We start from the raw sequence: 18,667 nt of genomic DNA, 5'->3' as shown, positions 1-18,667 counted from the left end.
ATGAAGATGGCTTTTTCTATTTCTATTTAGTGACTCTTATTTAGTGATTAAACTACTGAGCTCACTCATCATAACGGATAATGTTGATAAGCCGACTTGATTGTCATCACTGCTATTATAAAGACCATTGAGTTTCCCCATCTCGGCGCCGATAGCTTCAAGCTGGCTGGCATGCCGTGACTTCCAATCATCAAAGGCCTGTTTGGCATTAGGTTGACCTAATAAATTATCCATCAGCATACCTAAACTGCGAGACACTTCTTTGACCAGTGCACGGCGGGCACGGCGATCCCAGTAATCTTGCTGCGGTAAGTTGGCAGTATTATTCATCATCCAATCGAGTTGTAAAACATGATAGGCCTCAAAATATAAGGTTGCAATCTCATCAACTGGCCGCTCGTACTGCTCTGCCAATAATGCGGCATCGAGTGCATCAACATGGTATGGCAACATCGCAAACATGGCAGCATCAGTAGCAGAAAGGCCGTCTTCTTCCATCAGACTGGTGGTGTCTTTTTGCAAATATTCTGAGAATTGTTGCTCAATAAAGCCACCTGATTTAGTCAGATTTTCGACACTGTCTTCAAAGCGGTTAATCATATCGGCCACTTGTAGATCTTGACCAAAGGTATTGATAAACCAAATCACCCCGTTTTCGAGGGCATCACGCAGATTGAGCTCAAGCTCCAGCAATAACGTCGCATCTACTTGGTTATCAAGAGACTCTAAAAGCTCCCAAGCTTTTGAGACGTGGAACACATCGCGGGCAATCGCATAACTACGAGCAATAGTGGCAAGTGTTTGTCCGGTTTCCTCAAATAAGCGGAAGATGATTTCGATACCTAAGCGGTTGACCAGATTATTGGTCAAATAGGTACTGATAATTTCACGATGTAAGCGGTGCTCAGTCATCTCATCAAAGAATCGCGCGGCAAGCTCATCAGGGAAATATTGGCGTAACTCATTGATGAAGTACGGCGCATCGGGTAAGTCTGATGATAATAAGTGGTCATAAACCCACATTTTGCCATAGGCCATAATGATGGCCAGCTCAGGATTGGTTAAGCCTGTTCCCGCTTTTTGACGTTTGGTAATCTCATCATCTGATGGTAGATACTCAATAGCACGGTCAAGACGCCCTTCATTCTCTAACATTTGAATGATACGTTGATGATCGCTCAGGTTTGCTGCAGCGCGAATCTGACTAAGCTCAATGGCTTGAGGTTGTAGATAGTTTTGGCGCAGTACCAATTCTGCTATTGTATCCGTCATGCTTTCAAGCAATTCATTACGTTGCTCTAAGCTCATATCACCTTGTTCGACCACTTTACCCAGTAATATCTTGATATTTACTTCATGGTCTGAGCAGTTAACGCCACCTGAGTTATCGATAGCATCGGTATAAATGCGCCCACCTGTTTGTGCGTATTCGATACGACCTTGCTGAGTAAAGCCCAAATTACCACCTTCGCCGACGATCGCGGTACGTAGCTCGCCGCCATTGACACGTACCGCATCGTTGGCACGATCTCCAACATCTGCATGGGTCTCATTAGCACTTTTCACGTAAGTACCAATACCACCATTCCAAACGAGGTCAACTGGTGATTTCAATAATGCACTAATCAGCTCATTAGGTGCTAAGCTGTCATCAGCAATATCAAAAATTGCTTTCATCTCAGGGCTAATAGTGATTACTTTGTCCTGGCGCGAGAACACGCCGCCACCTTGGCTGATCAGTGATGGTTTATAATCCTCCCAAGTTGATCGCGGCAGCTTAAATAAACGCTCGCGTTCTGCGAAAGATACTGCGGTATCTGGGTTTGGATCAATAAAAATATGTAAATGGTTAAAGGCGGCGACCAGCTTGGTATGAGTAGATCTGAGCATACCATTACCAAAGACGTCACCACTCATGTCGCCAATCGCAACGACGGTAAAATCATCACGATTTTGAATGTCCATGCCGCGCATACGGAAGTGGCGCTTGACCGACTCCCAACCACCGCGTGCTGTGATACCCATCGCTTTATGGTCATAACCGACCGAGCCACCAGAAGCAAAGGCGTCATCAAGCCAGAAGTTATACTCGCTTGATAACGCATTGGCGATATCAGAGAAGGTTGCTGTGCCTTTATCCGCCGCGACAACTAGGTACGGATCATCTTCATCATGACGCACGGTATTAGCTGGCGGGACAATTTTTCCATCAATGATATTGTCTGTTACATCCAGCATGCCGCGTAGGAACGCCTGATAACAAGCAACGCCTTCCGCTTGGAAGGCTTCACGACCATCGGCCATCGTTTTTGTTTTAACGATAAAACCGCCTTTTGAGCCAACCGGTACAATCACCGCATTTTTGACCATTTGTGCTTTAACAAGACCAAGGACTTCTGTACGGAAATCTTCAATACGATCGGACCAACGCAAGCCACCACGAGCGACCTTACCGCCACGCATGTGTACCGCTTCAACACGCGGTGAATAAACAAATATCTCAAACATCAGCTTGGGTTTTGGTAAGTTAGGAATCTCTGCTGCCAAGAACTTAAAGGACAGCCGGTCTTTACGTTGACCCTCATTGTCTACCTGATAGAAGTTCGTTCGTACCATCGCATTAATCAAGTCTAGATACCAACGCAAGATACGATCTTCATCTAGGCTATCAATGGCGGTTAATACAGTCGTAATTTGTTCTTGAATCTGTGCTATCTTTTTAGTACGAGTCTCGTCGCTTGCAGCACCGTACTCAGGATTCATTTTTGCATCAAACAATTCAGCCAATAGTACACTTATCGCACTATTTTTAATCATTGTTTGTTTAATATAACGAATGGAAAATCCTACGCGCGCTTGGTGCATATAGCGCGACAGAGCACGTAGTACGACTACCTCGTAAGTATCGAGCTTAGTCGTCAGTACCAACTCGTTAAAGCTGTCATTATCAACGCGCCCGGCCCATATTTCCTGCAAGCTGTCTTCGAATTGACTGCGTACTACCTGCATATCAACAGTATCTACATGAGCTAAGATAAGCTCATACTCTTGCATCCAAACTGGTTGCTCTGCTACATCAAAGATATAATTTTTTGAGGTTATGACTGATACACCAAAGTTTTCAAGGACTGGCAATATATCGGACAACGTGGTTGGCTGCTGACTCCCGTATAGCTTTAAATGTAGCTGGTTTTGGTTATCTGACTCTGACTGGTATAAATGCCAGATCATCGTTTTTGTGTCGGTTAGACTCATCAGTCGCTCAATGTCTTCATGGGCAACTTTTTCATCAAAATGCGCCTGATGCGCAGCGGGGATATACTCTAAGAAACGTTCGCGCAGCAATGATTCTGTGTTCATTGGTTCTGTATCCATTTTATTTTTCAGATTATTTGTATTAGCACATTTTTGGTCCGTATGCGAAGTGTTTGACATAACACCAATCCTTTTGGTTATGAAGGGTCATGAATCTTATTTCATCACTTCCCTGTTAAGAGTGTAACGCACCTATTGCCATAGCTAAAGCTTACAAAATCATTTCATAGATTAGGGGCTGTATAGAATTCATCTATTAGGACTGCTGATCGCTAAAATAATTCCAGACTAGGCGTAAATCGAAGGTAATGTCGAGACCTTAGCTAGATTTACAACAACGTCTGGGGCGATTTTAGCATCAGTCCGAAGGAACAGGACTATTTTTTGCCACTTCATAGCCAAAACTATCGCGCTTAGAATAACTAAACTTACTATTTTTGGCGTCGAATTGCCTAAAAAATAGTCTCTGTCAGTTCCTTAGCTGAATTCTATACAGCCCCTAGCAATATGTCGATAACCTTTAATAATGAGATAATAAGCCTCTAATGTAGTCTAATACTTGCTGGCAGGTGGATACTCATGGCAATCGCTACGAGTTTTTTGTTAGAATATGCCAGTATATTTAAGAGTGTGTGACTCACTCATTATAAACTTTAATGCTAAGGGCAAGACGTATGATGAATATTTTGGTGATTGGCTCAGGTGGTCGCGAACACGCACTAGCATGGCAGTGTGCGAAAGACGATAACGTACAAAATATCTATGTTGCGCCTGGTAATGCGGGTACTGCCCTTGAACCTAAATGCCAAAACGTCACTTTAGAGAGCTCAGGCAGTAGCAGTACTGATGAACACAGTGCGGTCATCGATTTTTGTAAGAACAACGCCATTGATATGGTCATCGTTGGGCCAGAAGCGCCCTTAGTTACTGGTATTGTTGATGCTTGCCGTGATGCTGGTATTAAAGCGTGGGGGCCAACTGCTTATTGTGCACAGTTAGAAGGCTCAAAAACTTTTGCCAAAGAGTTTATGGAAAGCAACAATATTCCAACGGCCGCTTATCAGGGTTTTACCGATGCAGCCGCAGCAAAGGCTTATATTGATGAGCAAGGCGCACCTATTGTTATTAAAGCGGATGGCCTTGCAGCAGGTAAAGGCGTTATCGTTGCAGAAACGATTGAGCAAGCGCATGAAGCAATCGATGATATGCTTGCCGACAATAAATTTGGCGATGCTGGTAGCCGTGTGGTTATCGAGCAGTTCTTACAAGGTGAAGAAGCCAGCTTTATCTGTATGATAGATGGCGAAAACATCTTACCAATGGCAACCAGCCAAGATCATAAACGTGCGTTTGAAGGCGATACTGGACCAAATACTGGCGGTATGGGTGCGTATTCTCCTGCACCAGTCGTTACTCAAGAAGTGCATGAAAAAGTCATGGCGCAAGTGATTCAGCCCGTGGTTGATGCGATGAACGCTGCTGGTCACCCTTACACTGGGTTTTTATACGCTGGCCTCATGATTGATGATGCAGGCGACCCTTATGTGATTGAGTTTAACTGCCGTTTTGGTGATCCAGAAACCCAGCCTATTTTAATGCGTCTGCAGTCGTCGATGGTTGATTTGGTCACGCAAGGGTTAGAAGGGCGATTACCTGCCAAAGCCAACTGGGATGAGCGCCCTGCTCTTGGTATTGTCGTTGCTTCAAAAGGCTATCCTGAAACCTCGTCAAAAGGTGATGTTATTTCAGGCTTGCCAGAACTAGATGCTGATAATCAAGAAACCGTAAAGGTTTTCCATGCTGGCACGGCGTTCTCTAATGACCATGCGCTTTCTAACGAAGCATTAAGCAATGAGAAGGAAGTGGTAACCAATGGTGGACGTGTATTATGCGTGACAGCCTTAGCAGATAATATTTCAGATGCACAGCAAGCAGCATTAGCAGTTACCGGTGCGATTAGTTTTGATGGCGCGCACTACCGCCGCGATATTGGGCATCACGCTATTACCCGTGAAGACGCATCATAAATCATTAGAAATTAACTAAAATAAGTAGTCGCTCAATCTTACTGATTGGTTAAGTTATACTGAATTCTTATTATTTGACCTAGCATAATGCTAGGTCTTATTTTTGCTATCACTTTTGATGTCTATTTTTAATATAGCTGAATTACAGCAAACTTATTTTAGATTGTTAGCTCTGTTCAAACCAGCGTATATAAATCTATAGTCAGTTGCTTAATGTTAGAATGAGCATAAAAGTAGTTAACGAGATTGAACACCACCGTTTTAGAATCTAAAAGACTACAATAGTCACGATCATAAGTTAGCTTACAAACTAACTGTGGTCAGTATGCTTAGGCTCATCAACCAAATGCACTTTATATGATACAATTTTGTACCCGTGCATCACATCTCTCTTGTATTGTAGGTTTCGAACCCACAAATCAATACCAACCGGATGAATGATTATATTTATGGCAAATGATACGTCTAAACCTTCTAATAATAAGCAATCAATCGACAACTTAAAAACCTCAGGGTTTGAGCGTCGAATGTCGATTGCCAAAACGTCTTTAAATATTGGTCGCCGTTGGGCTGGTAATAGCGTGTCAGGCATGTTCTTAAATAAAGAAGCACGCACAGCACGTAACCAAGCGTTTATGGAAGCACAAGCAAATTATCTCGCAGAAGAGCTAGGTAAGCTAAAAGGTTCGGTTGTCAAAATTGGTCAAATGTTAGCGATTTATGGCGAACATATATTGCCACCAGAAATCACGCGTGCTTTGCAAACGCTGAACGATGATACGGCTACCTTATCATGGCCAACAATGGAACAAACCCTGCGCCAATTATTAGGTGAAAAGTTGAAAGAGTTAGACGTTGATACAATTCCTATCGGAACAGCGTCTCTTGCTCAAGTTCACCGCGCTACAGTAATTGCAACTGGCGAGCAAGTTGTGTTAAAAATTCAATATCCGGGTGTGGCTGATGCTATCAACTCTGACCTTGCGTTATTTAAGCAATTATTGAGAGTGAGCAATATTGTCCCGCAGACGCGTGCGCTCGACGCTTGGTTTGAGGAAATACGCGACCTACTCCATCATGAAGTCGATTACGAAGCAGAAGCCGCTACTACAGAACGTTTTTATGAGCGCTTAAGCAATGATCCACGTTATGTGGTGCCCAAAATCAACCGTACTTATTCAACAAAACGCCTACTCTGCATGTCTTATGAGCCAGGTATCAGTATCGTCTCTGACGCACTGCAATTATTGCCCCACGAGCGCCGTAATGCGATTGGCCAAGCGGCTATTGAAATCATGATGCAAGAAATTTTCGTGTGGGGTGAAATGCAAACGGACCCCAATTTTGGCAACTATTCGGTTCGTGTTAGTGACAACGAAGATAATACGGATAAATTAGTATTACTTGATTTTGGTGCTATCCGTCAGTTTGACGACAACCTATTGACCATTGCTCATGGATTATTAAAGGCTGGCTACCATCATGACCACCAAGCGATGATATTAGCTATGACTGGCTATGACTTCTTTGACGATATGAGTGATAAAGTACGTTCTGATATCGCTTCGTTATTCTTATTAGCGACTGAACCTTTTAGTGATCCAGCTACAAACCCCGATATCCCAGCTGAATGTTTGGATGAGCAGTATCGTTATATTTGGGCAAACAGTAAATTGCATGCTCGCCTTTCAACTGAGGCAACACAGGCTATGCAATCTTTTGAGTTTAATCTTCCGCCAAAAGAATTTATGTTTATTAGTCGAAAGTTTATCGGCGCATATACTTTTTTAACAGTTCTTGACACGCATACTGATTCTAATAAATTAGTTAAACTTTATTTATAGTATTAAAAGGTTGTGTAATTTTTGAACCGTCCTTTAGGGGCGGTTTTTTTAATTTTGATTTTATTCGCTTAGGCTATTTTATGTTTTATAGTTGATTGGCTATGTCCATGTTATATCAATATAAATAGTTATAAACTACTTAGGCTATTTCTTATGGTCATCTGTCATATTAATCTGCCAATTATCGAACCTTGTTTTATAACCCTCTGGCTTACGCATATTAAGCTCCCAGCAGATCTCTCCCCTTGCTAGATACTTCACTTCAAAGTGCGTACGCTGACTGTCAGTTGACACCTGACCACGAGTATTTGGTAAGCACCATAGCTTGGTGGCTTGATGCTCTGCATTGTCCATATAGGCTTCGATATTGGTTACTAAGGTTATCTCGCCGCCTACTTTTAAGCGCGATAATAGAAACTCAAAAAATGGCATATTTAACCACTGCTGATTGGGATTATGCTGCTCAGGATTAGGATACAAAATAAATAACTTAGCCAGGATGTTGGGTGCAATGGCATGTACAATCCATGCAATCGCATCAGCATGGATTGCATTTAGGTTCGGTAAATTTTGTAACACCGCCAGTTTGGCGAAAGCGTCAAATTTATTGCGCGTACGTTCAATTGCAATCAAATGCTTATCAGGATTTTTTGCGGCAAAACTAAGCGCGTGCTTACCCTTCCCTGCACCAATTTCTAATATCAAAGGACTATTATTCTTATTCTTGTTAATTATGTTTGGCATAATAAAATCACGCGGTGCCGAAAGCTTCTCTGGTTGAAACGCACGCTGTTGCTGATGCGTAAGCTCGATATTATCAGTCATCTACTATCCTTAAGGTATTTGTCTTTTGCCATTATTCGGCCACATGCTATTATATAGTCAATTTACTGCTTTCGTTAATGATATTAGGATGCTTCCCCCCTTACTATGACTGAATCTACCCCGAACACTTCACCTAAGACTTATCCTTGTCCACGCTGCGGTACTCAGACCGCATGGCAGGACAATAAATATAAGCCATTTTGTAGTCATCATTGCAAACTTATTGATTTAGGCGCGTGGGCAAATGAAGACTACACTTTACCTGCAGAAACCACGCCTTTTTCTGACGAACTATAACCTCTTTCTTTATTAACTTATCATCTTAAGGATGTTTTATATGTCTGCTACTTACCTGATGCCCACTTATAGCCGCCAACCCATCAGCTTTACACGCGGTTCAGGCAGTTGGCTGTATACCCAAGATGATACCCCTTACTTAGATGCGCTGACCGGTATTGCCGTATGCGGACTAGGTCATTGCCACCCTCAAGTCACTGACGCTATTCAACAGCAGGCGGCTACTTTGGTGCATACCAGCAATCTATTTGGTATCGACTGGCAAGAGCGCGCTGGTGAAGCGTTGTGTAACGCAGCACAAATGGACAGTGTATTCTTTGCCAATAGTGGCGCGGAAGCAAACGAGGCGGCATTAAAATTGGCGCGCTTATATGCCAATCAGCAAGGGTTTAAACGCCCAAAAGTCATCGTGATGGAACAATCTTTCCACGGACGTACGCTATTATCGCTATCTGCCACTGCCAATCCTAAAGCGCGCGAAGGCTTTTACACCTTGGATGATGACTTTATCCGTGTGCCCTTTGGTGATATTGCCGCGATTAAGCAAGCAGCTCAAGACCATGATGAGATTTGCGCCATTTTTGTAGAGCCCATTCAAGGTGAAGGCGGTCTCAATACAGCAGCTAATGGTTTTACTTATCTAGAAGAGTTACAAGCAGAGTGTGATGCCCATAACTGGCTATTTATGCTTGATGAAGTACAGACAGGCAACGGCCGTACTGGTAAGTATTTCGCTTATCAACATAGCAATGCTCGCCCTGATGTATTGACGACCGCAAAAGGCTTAGGTAATGGTTTCCCAGTAGGTGCTTGCATGGTGCGCGGTCGCGCTAATGGTTTGTTCGGTGCCGGTAGTCATGGCTCAACTTATGGTGGCACGCCATTAGCCAGCCGTGTGGTCCATAGCGTCTATGAAGTGCTCACAAATAGCGATGTGATGGATAATGCAGTCACTGAAGGACAGTTTATTCGCGACAGCATGGTCGATGTGCTGGGACAATATGGCGTCAGTAGCCGCGGTGCTGGAATGATGATTGGGATTGCTTTGCCTAAAGAGTTGGATTGTAGCCAATTGGTTGATCGCGCCCGTGATGAGCAAAAACTGATTATTAACGTCACTGGTGGTCACGTCATTCGTTTATTGCCGCCGCTCAATATGAGCCGTGATGAAAGCGCACAAGTGGTTGAACGTTTGGTTGACTTATTGAAACCATCATTTTAAGCCGCTGATTCAATCCAAGCTTGAAAATAAAAAAGCCTATAGACATATTATCTATAGGCTTTTTTTCTGCTACCTTAAAAGTAAGATTAGGTAAAGCTAAACTTAATTGGCATGAAAGTATTTTTTTAATACTTCTAAGCAGCGCGTAATTTTCGCAGGCTGCTGTTCACGATTTAAGGTGACAGCATATAGTACGAAACTTGGCATCTGGTAGCCGGTCAAGACTTCTACTAAATTGCCAGATTCCAATTCTTTTTTGACATCCATTTCCATCATTCTAAGGATACCGTGACCTTCTTTGGCGATAGTCATTGCCATGAAGACGTTATTGGTATGGATACGTGAGTTCATTTTAATACGTGTTTTTTTACCCGTCTCAGTCTGAGTAAGCTCAATTTGATTGGCATCCTTCATAATATCAATACAAATCAGTTGATGGTCTGCCAAATCTTTGGGAGTTTCAATTTTCTTATGCTGACGCAAGTATTGTGGTGAAGCGACCAACATTTGACGTACATCCGATAACGGATGTTTACTCAACGTTGAATCATTAATATTGGGACTCATACGTACCGCAATATCGATACGCTCATCAATCATATCAATATAATTATTGTCTGCGAAATAAGTAATACTTAGGTCGTCGTGCGCTGACATCCAAGTCGATAAAGCGGGCAAAATATGGTGCACGCCAAGCTCAGGTGTTGTCGCCACCCGTAAGCTACCAGCCAGCTCATCACGCAGTTGATTGACTTTGATTCGGCCTTGCTCAGCGGCGCTGACCACATCCTTTGCGGCTTCATAAAAACTTTCACCAGCTTCTGTTAAGCTCAACTTTCGAGTTGAGCGATGCAATAACACCACACCCAGCTCGTTTTCTAAAGAGCGAATTTGCTGACTGACTGCACTGGTGGTAATACCAAGCTCACGAGCTGAACCACTAAAAGAACCATGTCCGACCACACTGGCGAACACAGCCATACCGCGTAAATTATCCAACATACTTTCACCTAAGCTGCGTTTCATTTATTAATATAACTTAACCATTATAACGAATTTTGGACGTTCTCACAGTTAATAAAAACATCTCTTCCATCTGCGCCTATCACTTTAATTAGCAATAAAAACAAAAATATCAAGACGATAGACTAGCATCACCTTGATATTTTATATGAACATTGTTGCTAACAATTATACAGACTTTTAAGTTATATTAACAATGGTTTTTTTGATTGTTTAATATAACTGAACGTTACCCATTCTTCCTTCGCCGCGTTCAGTCAAATACTGCATCACGGGTGTATTGAGCAATTTTGACTCTGCCATAGTTTTGGCTTGTTCCAGTCGTTTCTTTTGACGGCGTTCAGGTGTTTTATCTTCAGCTTGCATGACGCTGCCATCGATTTGTAAGCTAATATCAGCCTGCGTGAATTGTTCTTGCAAAGTTGCAGCTAGCTGTTCGAAAGTTGCTTGCAAATGCTTGCTATCTACAGCAGTGACAAAGATAGCTTGACCATTACAGTTACCTGTCATCATACCTTGCCGTGCGAGTGCCAATTCATCTGAAGCCAAACTACCCGCCTCACGAGCCGTTTGTAACCAATAATCCCATTTCTCTGGTGTCCACTCACCTACCAATTCTTGCGGTGCACAGCGTAGCAAAGTACGTGGGTCATCAGGCTGCGATATTAACTGAGAATCATTTTCATCAGGCTCAACAACAGGTTCAGGCTCAACAACAGGTTCAGGCTCAACAACAGGTTCAGGCTCAACAACAGGTTCAGGCTCAACAACAGGTTCAGGCTCAACAACAGGTTCAGGCTCAACAACAGGTTCAGGAGTAACGCTATTGCTTAAAACCTCCGACTCATATTCTTGACTTACGCCCAGCTGCTCATCATTACCCTGTTGTTGATAATCAACATCGTAAGATTGTAATGGTGGCACTGAAGCTAAATGTGCATTCGAAAGCGATGTAACATTTGTAATGTTTTCAACCCTATCATTATCAACCCTATCATTATCAACCCTATCATTATCAACATTGTCATTATCTGAGGTAGCACTACCACCTTCTATAACAGGCGTTTCTGAAGCTGATGCAGATCCAATAGAATGACTACTTAACACTTCATCGACAGGCAATGGGCGGAACGCTAATAAGCGTAAAATACACATCTCTAGCGCTTGCATCGGTGTACTAGCAAGTTTAACGCCTTCGCGCGCTTGTACCACAATCTCATAGTAGAGCTGCAATATATCGGGGCTAATATGCTGGGCAAGCGTATTAATATCTTGTGCCTGCGCCTCATTTACATTAAGAGCGACTTCAGGTAGCAACTGAGTTAATGCTAACTGGTGTAGTAATTCAGCCAGTCCATCAAACATGCTGGTCGCGTCAACCATTTGGGCGCGCATCTGTTCAATATGAGCAGCGACGGCAGATTTATCATGATTGTAGATATCGGTAATTAGACTGACCAAATCAGCAGCATCAATGAGACCAAGCATAGCGTTGACAGTAACATCATCCAACGCACCTTGACCAAAGGCGATAGCCTGATCGGTCAATGATAAAGCATCGCGTACTGAGCCTTTTGCCGCACTGGCCAACTGCCAAAGTGCAGGCTGCGTATAATCTACTTGCTCTTGGGTAAGGATGTTTGCCAAATGCTCGCTGAGTAATGTTTGCGGCAGCGGACGTAGCACGAACTGCAAACAGCGCGAGATGATAGTAATGGGCAGTTTTTGTGGATCAGTAGTAGCGAGTAAAAACTTAACATGCTCAGGCGGCTCTTCTAGCGTCTTGAGTAGCGCATTAAAGCTGTGCGTTGATAGCATATGCACTTCATCAATCAGGTAGACTTTATAACGCCCTTGGCTTGGCGCGTAAGGCACGTTATCTAGTAGCTCGCGTGTGTCTTCAACCTTGGTACGAGAGGCTGCATCAATCTCAATCAAGTCGATAAAACGACCTTGATCGATGGCCACGCAGTTATCACACACACCGCAAGGCGTACTGGTTATTCCAGTATCGCAGTTCAAACATTTGGACAAAATACGCGCAATCGTGGTCTTACCCACACCGCGCGTACCCGTAAACAGATAAGCATGATGCAGACGATTATAGTCAATCGCATTAATCAACGCCTGTGAGACGTGCGTTTGCCCAATCAACTCGTGAAAGTTTCTGGGACGGTATTTGCGCGCTAAAACTTGATATTGCTGCGTCATAGTAAATGCCAATATGAAAAATACAAATATAGGTAAAGCATCAGATCAGCGATCTATATTAGATTTGGATTATGTAGCCGGTTCAATATAGTTTGAATATAAGAAAGGCGAGTGAGCGTCCTACAAATAGTAGACTAAGCGAGCCTTACCGTATGCGTTTTATATAGAGTTGATTATAACTGGGCTTTAAGTTGCGCCAGCTGTTCGTATAAACGCTGGGTGTTTACATCTATAAGCGAGCCATTCTGATAAAAAGCATCCAGATGCACCTCAGTATTTACGCTATCGTCGCAAGGTCTAAACTCCACACCGATCAAAAACAAGTCATCCATTACGGGATCCTGCATCTGGGCGTTAAGTTCTAACAATAAATCTTGATGAGAAGCACGTACCTTGTCTGTGCTAAGTGGGCTATTTTCATCCTGCGCATAAAACACCATGAGATAGTGGCGTCCAAACACATTATAAGAATGCTCATGACAAACATAACCATTCCAGCGAGAATCTTGGTCCATGGTTTTATAAGCTAGGATTTTTTCAACCAAACAAGCGTAGGTATACATTGACTCATCTACCAAAATATCGACCTGCACTTTTGGTAGTGGTTGACCTGCTTCATAATAACTTTTGATCAAACTGTTAAATAGCTTGTACCACATCCGAGTGTTTTTTTGAATCTCAGCCATGAGTGCTTTGGCAAGTACTGCCTGATCAGGCTCTGCCGCTTTGAGCAAGCGTAGCTCAATCTGATCGATTAACTCATTATCGATCAATTGCTCTTGTACCCTAATCGCTCTTTGATGAAAGTCAGGTGACTGTAAAAACTGGATAAGCAACGTCGACTCGTCTTGGAACGTCTCAAACCCTGTCAATTGACGGCGATGAAACGCTAAAAATGCCGTCAAATCACTCGGCGTCACCAACTGTTCTATTATCTCAATAAAGTTTTGACGGCTAAATATTTGTAAAACACTTTGCTCATCATCCAAATCTAGCACACAGTCTTCGGCAAAAAACTGACTGCCATATTCATAACCGACCGTATAAGGCAATACTTCTGGAGCATCACCTTGATGCTTGATAGACAGTGACGTCAAACCGATAAAATATACCTCTTTATCGGTTGAGATTTTATTATCCGCCATCGATTTATCATTTTTTAGATAAAGCTGGGCATGATGCTTGATGAGTTGGTTGACAGTCTCTTTTCTCCACTCACGAATTTGAGTACTGTCTATTTTTTCCTTATCCGCTTGCATCACCACATCATTGACGATCAGATAAATAATGGCATTAGAAAACTCAAAAACAAAATCATAACCCTGAAAATGCTCAGGGTTACTTCTCTTATCTTCTGGTAACTCATACAAAGACAAAAAACTTTGCTGAACCATCTGCTGCCAAAGTGAGGGTGATGCTTGCTGAGTGTCCATAGTATCCCTATCCATTAAGTATCTATTAAATACCCATAAAACCTCATGAGTCTAAGCCGTTAAGTGTAAATGGCCTTCTTATGTTCAGTTTAGTGCCAGCAGGGATGTATGGCAAGCAGCTCGCTTTAACTCTCTAGTTTACGGCGCATGTGTGGAAATAAAATCACATCACGAATACTGGCAGAGTCGGTAAACAACATAACCAAACGGTCAATACCAATACCCTCTCCTGCTGTCGGCGGCAAGCCGTAAGATAACGCTTCTATATACTCTTCATCAAAATGCATGGCTTCATCATCACCAGCATCTTTTTCAGCAACTTGCCCACGGAAGCGTTCTGCCTGATCCGCTGGATCATTGAGCTCACTAAAGCCATTGGCCAATTCACGACCACCGATAAATAGCTCGAAACGATCGGTAATCTCAGGATTGTCATCGCTACGACGTGCGAGTGGTGAGGTTTCAGCTGGATATTCAGTAATAAAGGTTGGCTGACGTAATTGATGCTCAGCGGTTTCTTCAAAGATAATAGTCTGCAATTTACCCACACCAAACACGTCTTTTACTTGTTGCTTAAGCGTCGTCGATGCATACTCTGCTAGGTATTCACGGTCATTGATACGTGCCATATCGAAGTTTTCAGCATATTTTGCAATGGCATCAGACATAGATAGGCGTATAAATGGTGCTTTTAAGCTGATAGCTTCTTCTTGATAAGTAATCTCAGTCGTACCCAAAATATCCAACGCTAATTCATTAAACAAACGCTCAGTCAAATTCATCAAATCATGATAATCAGCATAAGCTTGATAAAACTCAATCATGGTGAACTCAGGGTTGTGACGGGTTGACACACCTTCATTGCGGAAACTACGGTTAATCTCAAATACTTTTTCAAAACCACCAACGACTAAGCGTTTGAGATAAAGCTCAGGGGCGATACGCAGATACAACGGCATATCTAGCGCATTATGATGGGTCTCAAATGGACGTGCCACCGCACCACCTGGGATAGGATGCATCATTGGCGTTTCAACTTCCATGAAACGTTCGTTCAACATAAACTTGCGAATACCGCTGACCACTTGGCTGCGAATCATAAACGTATCGCGGGTTGTTTCATTGGTCATCAAATCAAGATGACGATTGCGATAGCGCGCTTCCACGTCGGCTAGGCCATGAAACTTATTTGGCATTGGACGTAGCGCTTTAGTTAGTAGATGAAACTCTTCAATATGCACATACAAATCGCCTTTTCCTGAGCGACCGATATAGCCTGACACACCAACGATATCACCTAAATCTAGTGACTTAATACTCGCACGCGTCTCATCATCAAGCTCTTTACGTGCCACATATAATTGGATACGGCCTGTCATATCTTGGATAACAATAAATGCACCACGGTTGAGCATCACCCGACCAGCGACATTGACCTGTGTTTTCTCGCCTTTAGCATCATTGTCAGCGATTTCTTGTTTTGAGATCCCCTCAAAAGCAGTTTGCAAATCTTGGGCATAGTCGGTGCGTTTAAAGGTGTTGGGATAAGGCTGTTTACCTGAAGCAGTGATATCATCTAGCTTAGCTTGTAATTGTGCAATCAGCTCATTAGCGTCTTCTGGAACTTGCTCTTGGTTCTGATTTTGATTATTGGGCTTTGACATAACACTCTCAAACTTATTAGGTAATTAATGGAATTAACGAAAACTATAAACTTAAAATAAAAAATTCAAATAAAGCATTTAAAATAAAGCTGAACAACTCTGTTATATTTTTCATACTGAAGAAAATAACAACACTTATATCAATCACCGCCGCCAATACTGGCCATCAAGTCTGCCTGATGTTCACGTAACAGCGCATCAAGGATTTCATCCAAGTCACCTTCCATAATAGAATCAAGCTTGTATAAAGTCAGGTTAATACGATGGTCGGTCATACGTCCTTGCGGGAAGTTATAAGTGCGAATACGCTCTGAGCGATCGCCACTGCCGACCAAGTCGCGACGTATTGAATCCGCTACATCGACCTGCGCTTGTACCTTGACTTGTTGAATTTTGGAGACCAACATTTTCATCGCATGGGCGCGGTTTTTGTGCTGGCTGCGTTCTTGTTGACACTCTACCACGGTACCCGTTGGAATATGTGTTAAGCGTACAGCTGAGTCGGTGGTGTTAACGTGCTGACCACCGGCGCCACTTGAGCGAAAGGTATCCATTTTAATATCGGCAGGATTGATATCGACCGTATCATCAATCTCAACCTCTGGCATGACCGCAACGGTACAAGCTGAGGTATGGACACGGCCTTGGCTTTCGGTTTCAGGGACCCGCTGTACGCGGTGAGCACCAGACTCAAACTTTAAGCGACCATAAACACTATTACCAGATACACGAGTAATAATTTCTTTATAGCCGCCATGCTCGCCTTCATTGGCTGACAGGATATCTACCGTCCAGCCTTGGTTTTGGGCATACTTTTGATACATACGGAACAGATCACCCGAGAAAATCGCCGCCTCATCACCGCCCGTTCCCGCTCTAATCTCCAAGAATGCTGGTACTTTATCATTGGGATCTTTTGGCAGCATCATGACGTTGAGTGCCTCTTCCATTTCGACAATGGTATCATGTGCGCTCTCGATTTCATCCTGCATCATCTCTTTCATGTCAGGATCTGTCGCATCAGCTAGCATCGCTTCTGCATCCGCTTGATCCGTCTCTGCGCGCACATAGTTTTGCCATAAAGTAGTGATTTCCATCAAATCGCTGTGCTCAACGGACAGTTCACGAAATTTATTATTATCGCTGATGACACTCGGGTCTGATAATAAGGCGGTGACCTCTTCATAACGGTCTACCATCTGGTCTAAACGCAGTCGTAAGGATTCTTTCATAAAAGGACTTTTAATTGAATAATTGAAATAAGACCGTGATTATAGCAAATTTTTACTATGAAATTAAAACCTCTCAGCAATCTTGCCAATATATGGACAAACATTTTTGTTGTTTCTATGATATTGGCGCTTTTTTCTTATAGTTTGGGTGGAAAAATAAACTCTGCTTAAAAATTGAAAACAAAAAAATAGCCAAGAGTGTTCTTGGCTATTTTGATAATAATGACAGCTTTAGGGTAAGGTTTAAAAAACTAAACTTTACGAACCAATACTGATCCAATTGAATAACCGGCGCCAAATGAGCAAATCACGCCCAAATCACCGGAGGCAAGCTCATCTTTATAGCGATGGAATACAATCATCGGACTGGCTGAGCTAGTATTGGCAAACTCTGCAATGACGCTTGGGACAATCGATTTGTCTGCTTCTTTACCGATAACCGTACGCAAAATTAGATCCAGCATGTTGGCATTAGCTTGGTGTAGCCACATCATTTTCACATCAGACGTTGCTATGTCGTTTTCTTGCAAATGCTCAGAGATAACCTCTGAAACCTTCGGGCAAACCTCACGGAATACTTTACGGCCATTTTGTAAAAACAGCTTATCAGTCACAGGCTCTTTAAGGTCTGGATACATCTCTGTCTGTGCTGCTAGGAACTCTGAGCGATCCATAAAGCCATATTCGTTTTTGATGTTGGTCGAAAACTGAGTGAACAGCTTCGAATTCAAAATCTCATAGCCTCTTGGCGTATCTAAATCTTCGACGATAGAAGCAGTGGCGACGTCACCAAAAATAAAGTGGCTGTCACGGTTACGCCAGTTTAGATGCGCTGAGGTAATCTCAACGTTGACCACAGCGACGCGCTTAGCAAGGCCAGAAACGATAGAGCCATGCGCTTGCGATAAACCGAAAGTCGCGGCACTACAAGCGACGTTCATATCATAAGCAAAGCCGCCCACCATACCGATCTCATTTTGAATCTCGATCGAAACCGCAGGGTAAGTACGCTGAAAGTTTGAGCAGGCAAGGATGATACCATCCAAATCATTGGCCTCAAGTCCAGCGTCTGCCAGTGCGTCTTTAAGCGCGGCAGCACCCATCTCAGCCATGATAGACAGCTCTTCGCCCAAATTACGATAAGCAATCACGGGTGCCATGATTTCAGGGTCTAAAATACCGTCTTTTTCCATCACATAACGTGATTTAATACCAGATACTTTTTCGATAAACGCTGCTGATGAAGGCTCAAGCGCGGTAACCGTTCCTGCTTCGATGTCGTCGGCATGTTTGGTATTATAATTATCAACATACTGGTTAAATGACTCTACTAGCTCTTCATTACTGATGCTATAAGGGGGAATATACAGGCCGGTGCCTGTGATACAAGTCGTCATGATAAGCTTCCTTGTCTACTACAATATAAGGCTTGGGATAAGCATAAAGGTGAAAAACAACAGTTGTTTGATTTCAGTGAATAACTGTAAACTTAAAATCAGTGCCTTTATTATGCCTGAATATTATTATTTTTCTAATACTTTGTTACAAATAATCAGCTTCTTATCAGGAATAGG

The 18,667-nt window shown here is 42.9% G+C and carries 12 protein-coding genes; 4 read left to right on the top strand and 8 right to left on the bottom strand.

The window, feature by feature from the left end; all coding sequences use genetic code 11:
• Window positions 1–36: 36 nt before the first annotated feature.
• Window positions 37–3,435 carry an NAD-glutamate dehydrogenase gene (locus tag EI162_RS00315; RefSeq protein WP_225736872.1) on the bottom strand — a complete coding sequence of 1,133 codons (3,399 nt, stop codon included), beginning with the start codon at window positions 3,433–3,435 and terminating at the stop codon, window positions 37–39.
• A gap of 557 nt (window positions 3,436–3,992) precedes the next feature.
• Between EI162_RS00315 and purD the strand changes: the two genes are divergently transcribed.
• A complete protein-coding gene (gene purD / locus EI162_RS00310) occupies window positions 3,993–5,342 on the top strand; it encodes a phosphoribosylamine--glycine ligase (protein ID WP_192522455.1) in 1,350 nt (449 codons plus the stop codon).
• A 449-nt stretch (window positions 5,343–5,791) separates the two neighbouring features.
• Window positions 5,792–7,186: an ABC1 kinase family protein gene (locus tag EI162_RS00305; RefSeq protein ID WP_192522433.1), complete on the top strand. Its 1,395-nt coding sequence runs from the start codon at window positions 5,792–5,794 to the stop codon at window positions 7,184–7,186.
• Window positions 7,187–7,330: 144 nt separating this feature from the next.
• On the opposite strand, the gene EI162_RS00300 is transcribed toward EI162_RS00305, so the two are convergent.
• Window positions 7,331–8,011 (bottom strand): DUF938 domain-containing protein, encoded by a 681-nt coding sequence (locus EI162_RS00300; RefSeq protein WP_192522432.1) that lies wholly within the window; start codon window positions 8,009–8,011, stop codon window positions 7,331–7,333.
• A gap of 105 nt (window positions 8,012–8,116) precedes the next feature.
• Between EI162_RS00300 and EI162_RS00295 the strand changes: the two genes are divergently transcribed.
• Together EI162_RS00295 and EI162_RS00290 are read left to right on the top strand one after the other, a co-directional pair.
• Window positions 8,117–8,308: a DNA gyrase inhibitor YacG gene (locus tag EI162_RS00295; RefSeq protein WP_192522431.1), complete on the top strand. Its 192-nt coding sequence runs from the start codon at window positions 8,117–8,119 to the stop codon at window positions 8,306–8,308.
• A 40-nt stretch (window positions 8,309–8,348) separates the two neighbouring features.
• The gene (locus tag EI162_RS00290; protein WP_192522430.1) at window positions 8,349–9,530 is read left to right on the top strand and encodes an aspartate aminotransferase family protein; all 1,182 of its coding nucleotides are present in this window, start codon (window positions 8,349–8,351) and stop codon (window positions 9,528–9,530) included.
• A gap of 102 nt (window positions 9,531–9,632) precedes the next feature.
• Here the strand turns inward: EI162_RS00290 and EI162_RS00285 are convergent, their stop codons facing one another.
• The 6 genes from EI162_RS00285 to EI162_RS00260 form a co-directional block, all read right to left on the bottom strand.
• Window positions 9,633–10,532 (bottom strand): LysR family transcriptional regulator, encoded by a 900-nt coding sequence (locus EI162_RS00285; RefSeq protein WP_192522429.1) that lies wholly within the window; start codon window positions 10,530–10,532, stop codon window positions 9,633–9,635.
• A gap of 234 nt (window positions 10,533–10,766) precedes the next feature.
• Window positions 10,767–12,764 carry a DNA polymerase III subunit gamma/tau gene (gene dnaX / locus EI162_RS00280; RefSeq protein WP_192522428.1) on the bottom strand — a complete coding sequence of 666 codons (1,998 nt, stop codon included), beginning with the start codon at window positions 12,762–12,764 and terminating at the stop codon, window positions 10,767–10,769.
• A 173-nt stretch (window positions 12,765–12,937) separates the two neighbouring features.
• A complete protein-coding gene (locus EI162_RS00275; protein ID WP_192522427.1) occupies window positions 12,938–14,197 on the bottom strand; it encodes a hypothetical protein in 1,260 nt (419 codons plus the stop codon).
• Window positions 14,198–14,322: 125 nt separating this feature from the next.
• Window positions 14,323–15,861, bottom strand: a complete 1,539-nt coding sequence (lysS, locus tag EI162_RS00270) for a lysine--tRNA ligase (protein ID WP_192522426.1) — start codon at window positions 15,859–15,861, stop codon at window positions 14,323–14,325.
• Window positions 15,862–16,001: 140 nt separating this feature from the next.
• The gene (prfA, locus tag EI162_RS00265; RefSeq protein WP_192522425.1) at window positions 16,002–17,093 is read right to left on the bottom strand and encodes a peptide chain release factor 1; all 1,092 of its coding nucleotides are present in this window, start codon (window positions 17,091–17,093) and stop codon (window positions 16,002–16,004) included.
• A 251-nt stretch (window positions 17,094–17,344) separates the two neighbouring features.
• On the bottom strand, window positions 17,345–18,490 hold the full coding sequence (locus EI162_RS00260; RefSeq protein WP_192522424.1) for a beta-ketoacyl-ACP synthase III: 1,146 nt from the start codon (window positions 18,488–18,490) through the stop codon (window positions 17,345–17,347).
• Window positions 18,491–18,667 lie beyond the last annotated feature (177 nt).

It is taken from the genome of Psychrobacter sp. FME6 (assembly GCF_014861365.1).
Lineage (GTDB): Bacteria > Pseudomonadota > Gammaproteobacteria > Pseudomonadales > Moraxellaceae > Psychrobacter.
Note: the sequence above shows the minus strand (reverse complement) of the source record. Positions and strands in the feature narration are given on the sequence as shown.

Bases quoted from the DNA above. Each gene is read 5' to 3' on its own strand.
- EI162_RS00285 (WP_192522429.1), bottom strand. From the start codon at position 10,532: ATGTTGGATAATTTACGCGGTATGGCTGTGTTCGCCAGTGTGGTCGGA.
- purD (WP_192522455.1), top strand. From the start codon at position 3,993: ATGAATATTTTGGTGATTGGCTCAGGTGGTCGCGAACACGCACTAGCA.
- EI162_RS00295 (WP_192522431.1), top strand. From the start codon at position 8,117: ATGACTGAATCTACCCCGAACACTTCACCTAAGACTTATCCTTGTCCA.
- EI162_RS00315 (WP_225736872.1), bottom strand. From the start codon at position 3,435: ATGTCAAACACTTCGCATACGGACCAAAAATGTGCTAATACAAATAAT.
- EI162_RS00260 (WP_192522424.1), bottom strand. From the start codon at position 18,490: ATGACGACTTGTATCACAGGCACCGGCCTGTATATTCCCCCTTATAGC.
- prfA (WP_192522425.1), bottom strand. From the start codon at position 17,093: ATGAAAGAATCCTTACGACTGCGTTTAGACCAGATGGTAGACCGTTAT.
- dnaX (WP_192522428.1), bottom strand. From the start codon at position 12,764: ATGACGCAGCAATATCAAGTTTTAGCGCGCAAATACCGTCCCAGAAAC.
- EI162_RS00305 (WP_192522433.1), top strand. From the start codon at position 5,792: ATGGCAAATGATACGTCTAAACCTTCTAATAATAAGCAATCAATCGAC.
- EI162_RS00290 (WP_192522430.1), top strand. From the start codon at position 8,349: ATGTCTGCTACTTACCTGATGCCCACTTATAGCCGCCAACCCATCAGC.
- EI162_RS00275 (WP_192522427.1), bottom strand. From the start codon at position 14,197: ATGGACACTCAGCAAGCATCACCCTCACTTTGGCAGCAGATGGTTCAG.
- lysS (WP_192522426.1), bottom strand. From the start codon at position 15,861: ATGTCAAAGCCCAATAATCAAAATCAGAACCAAGAGCAAGTTCCAGAA.
- EI162_RS00300 (WP_192522432.1), bottom strand. From the start codon at position 8,011: ATGACTGATAATATCGAGCTTACGCATCAGCAACAGCGTGCGTTTCAA.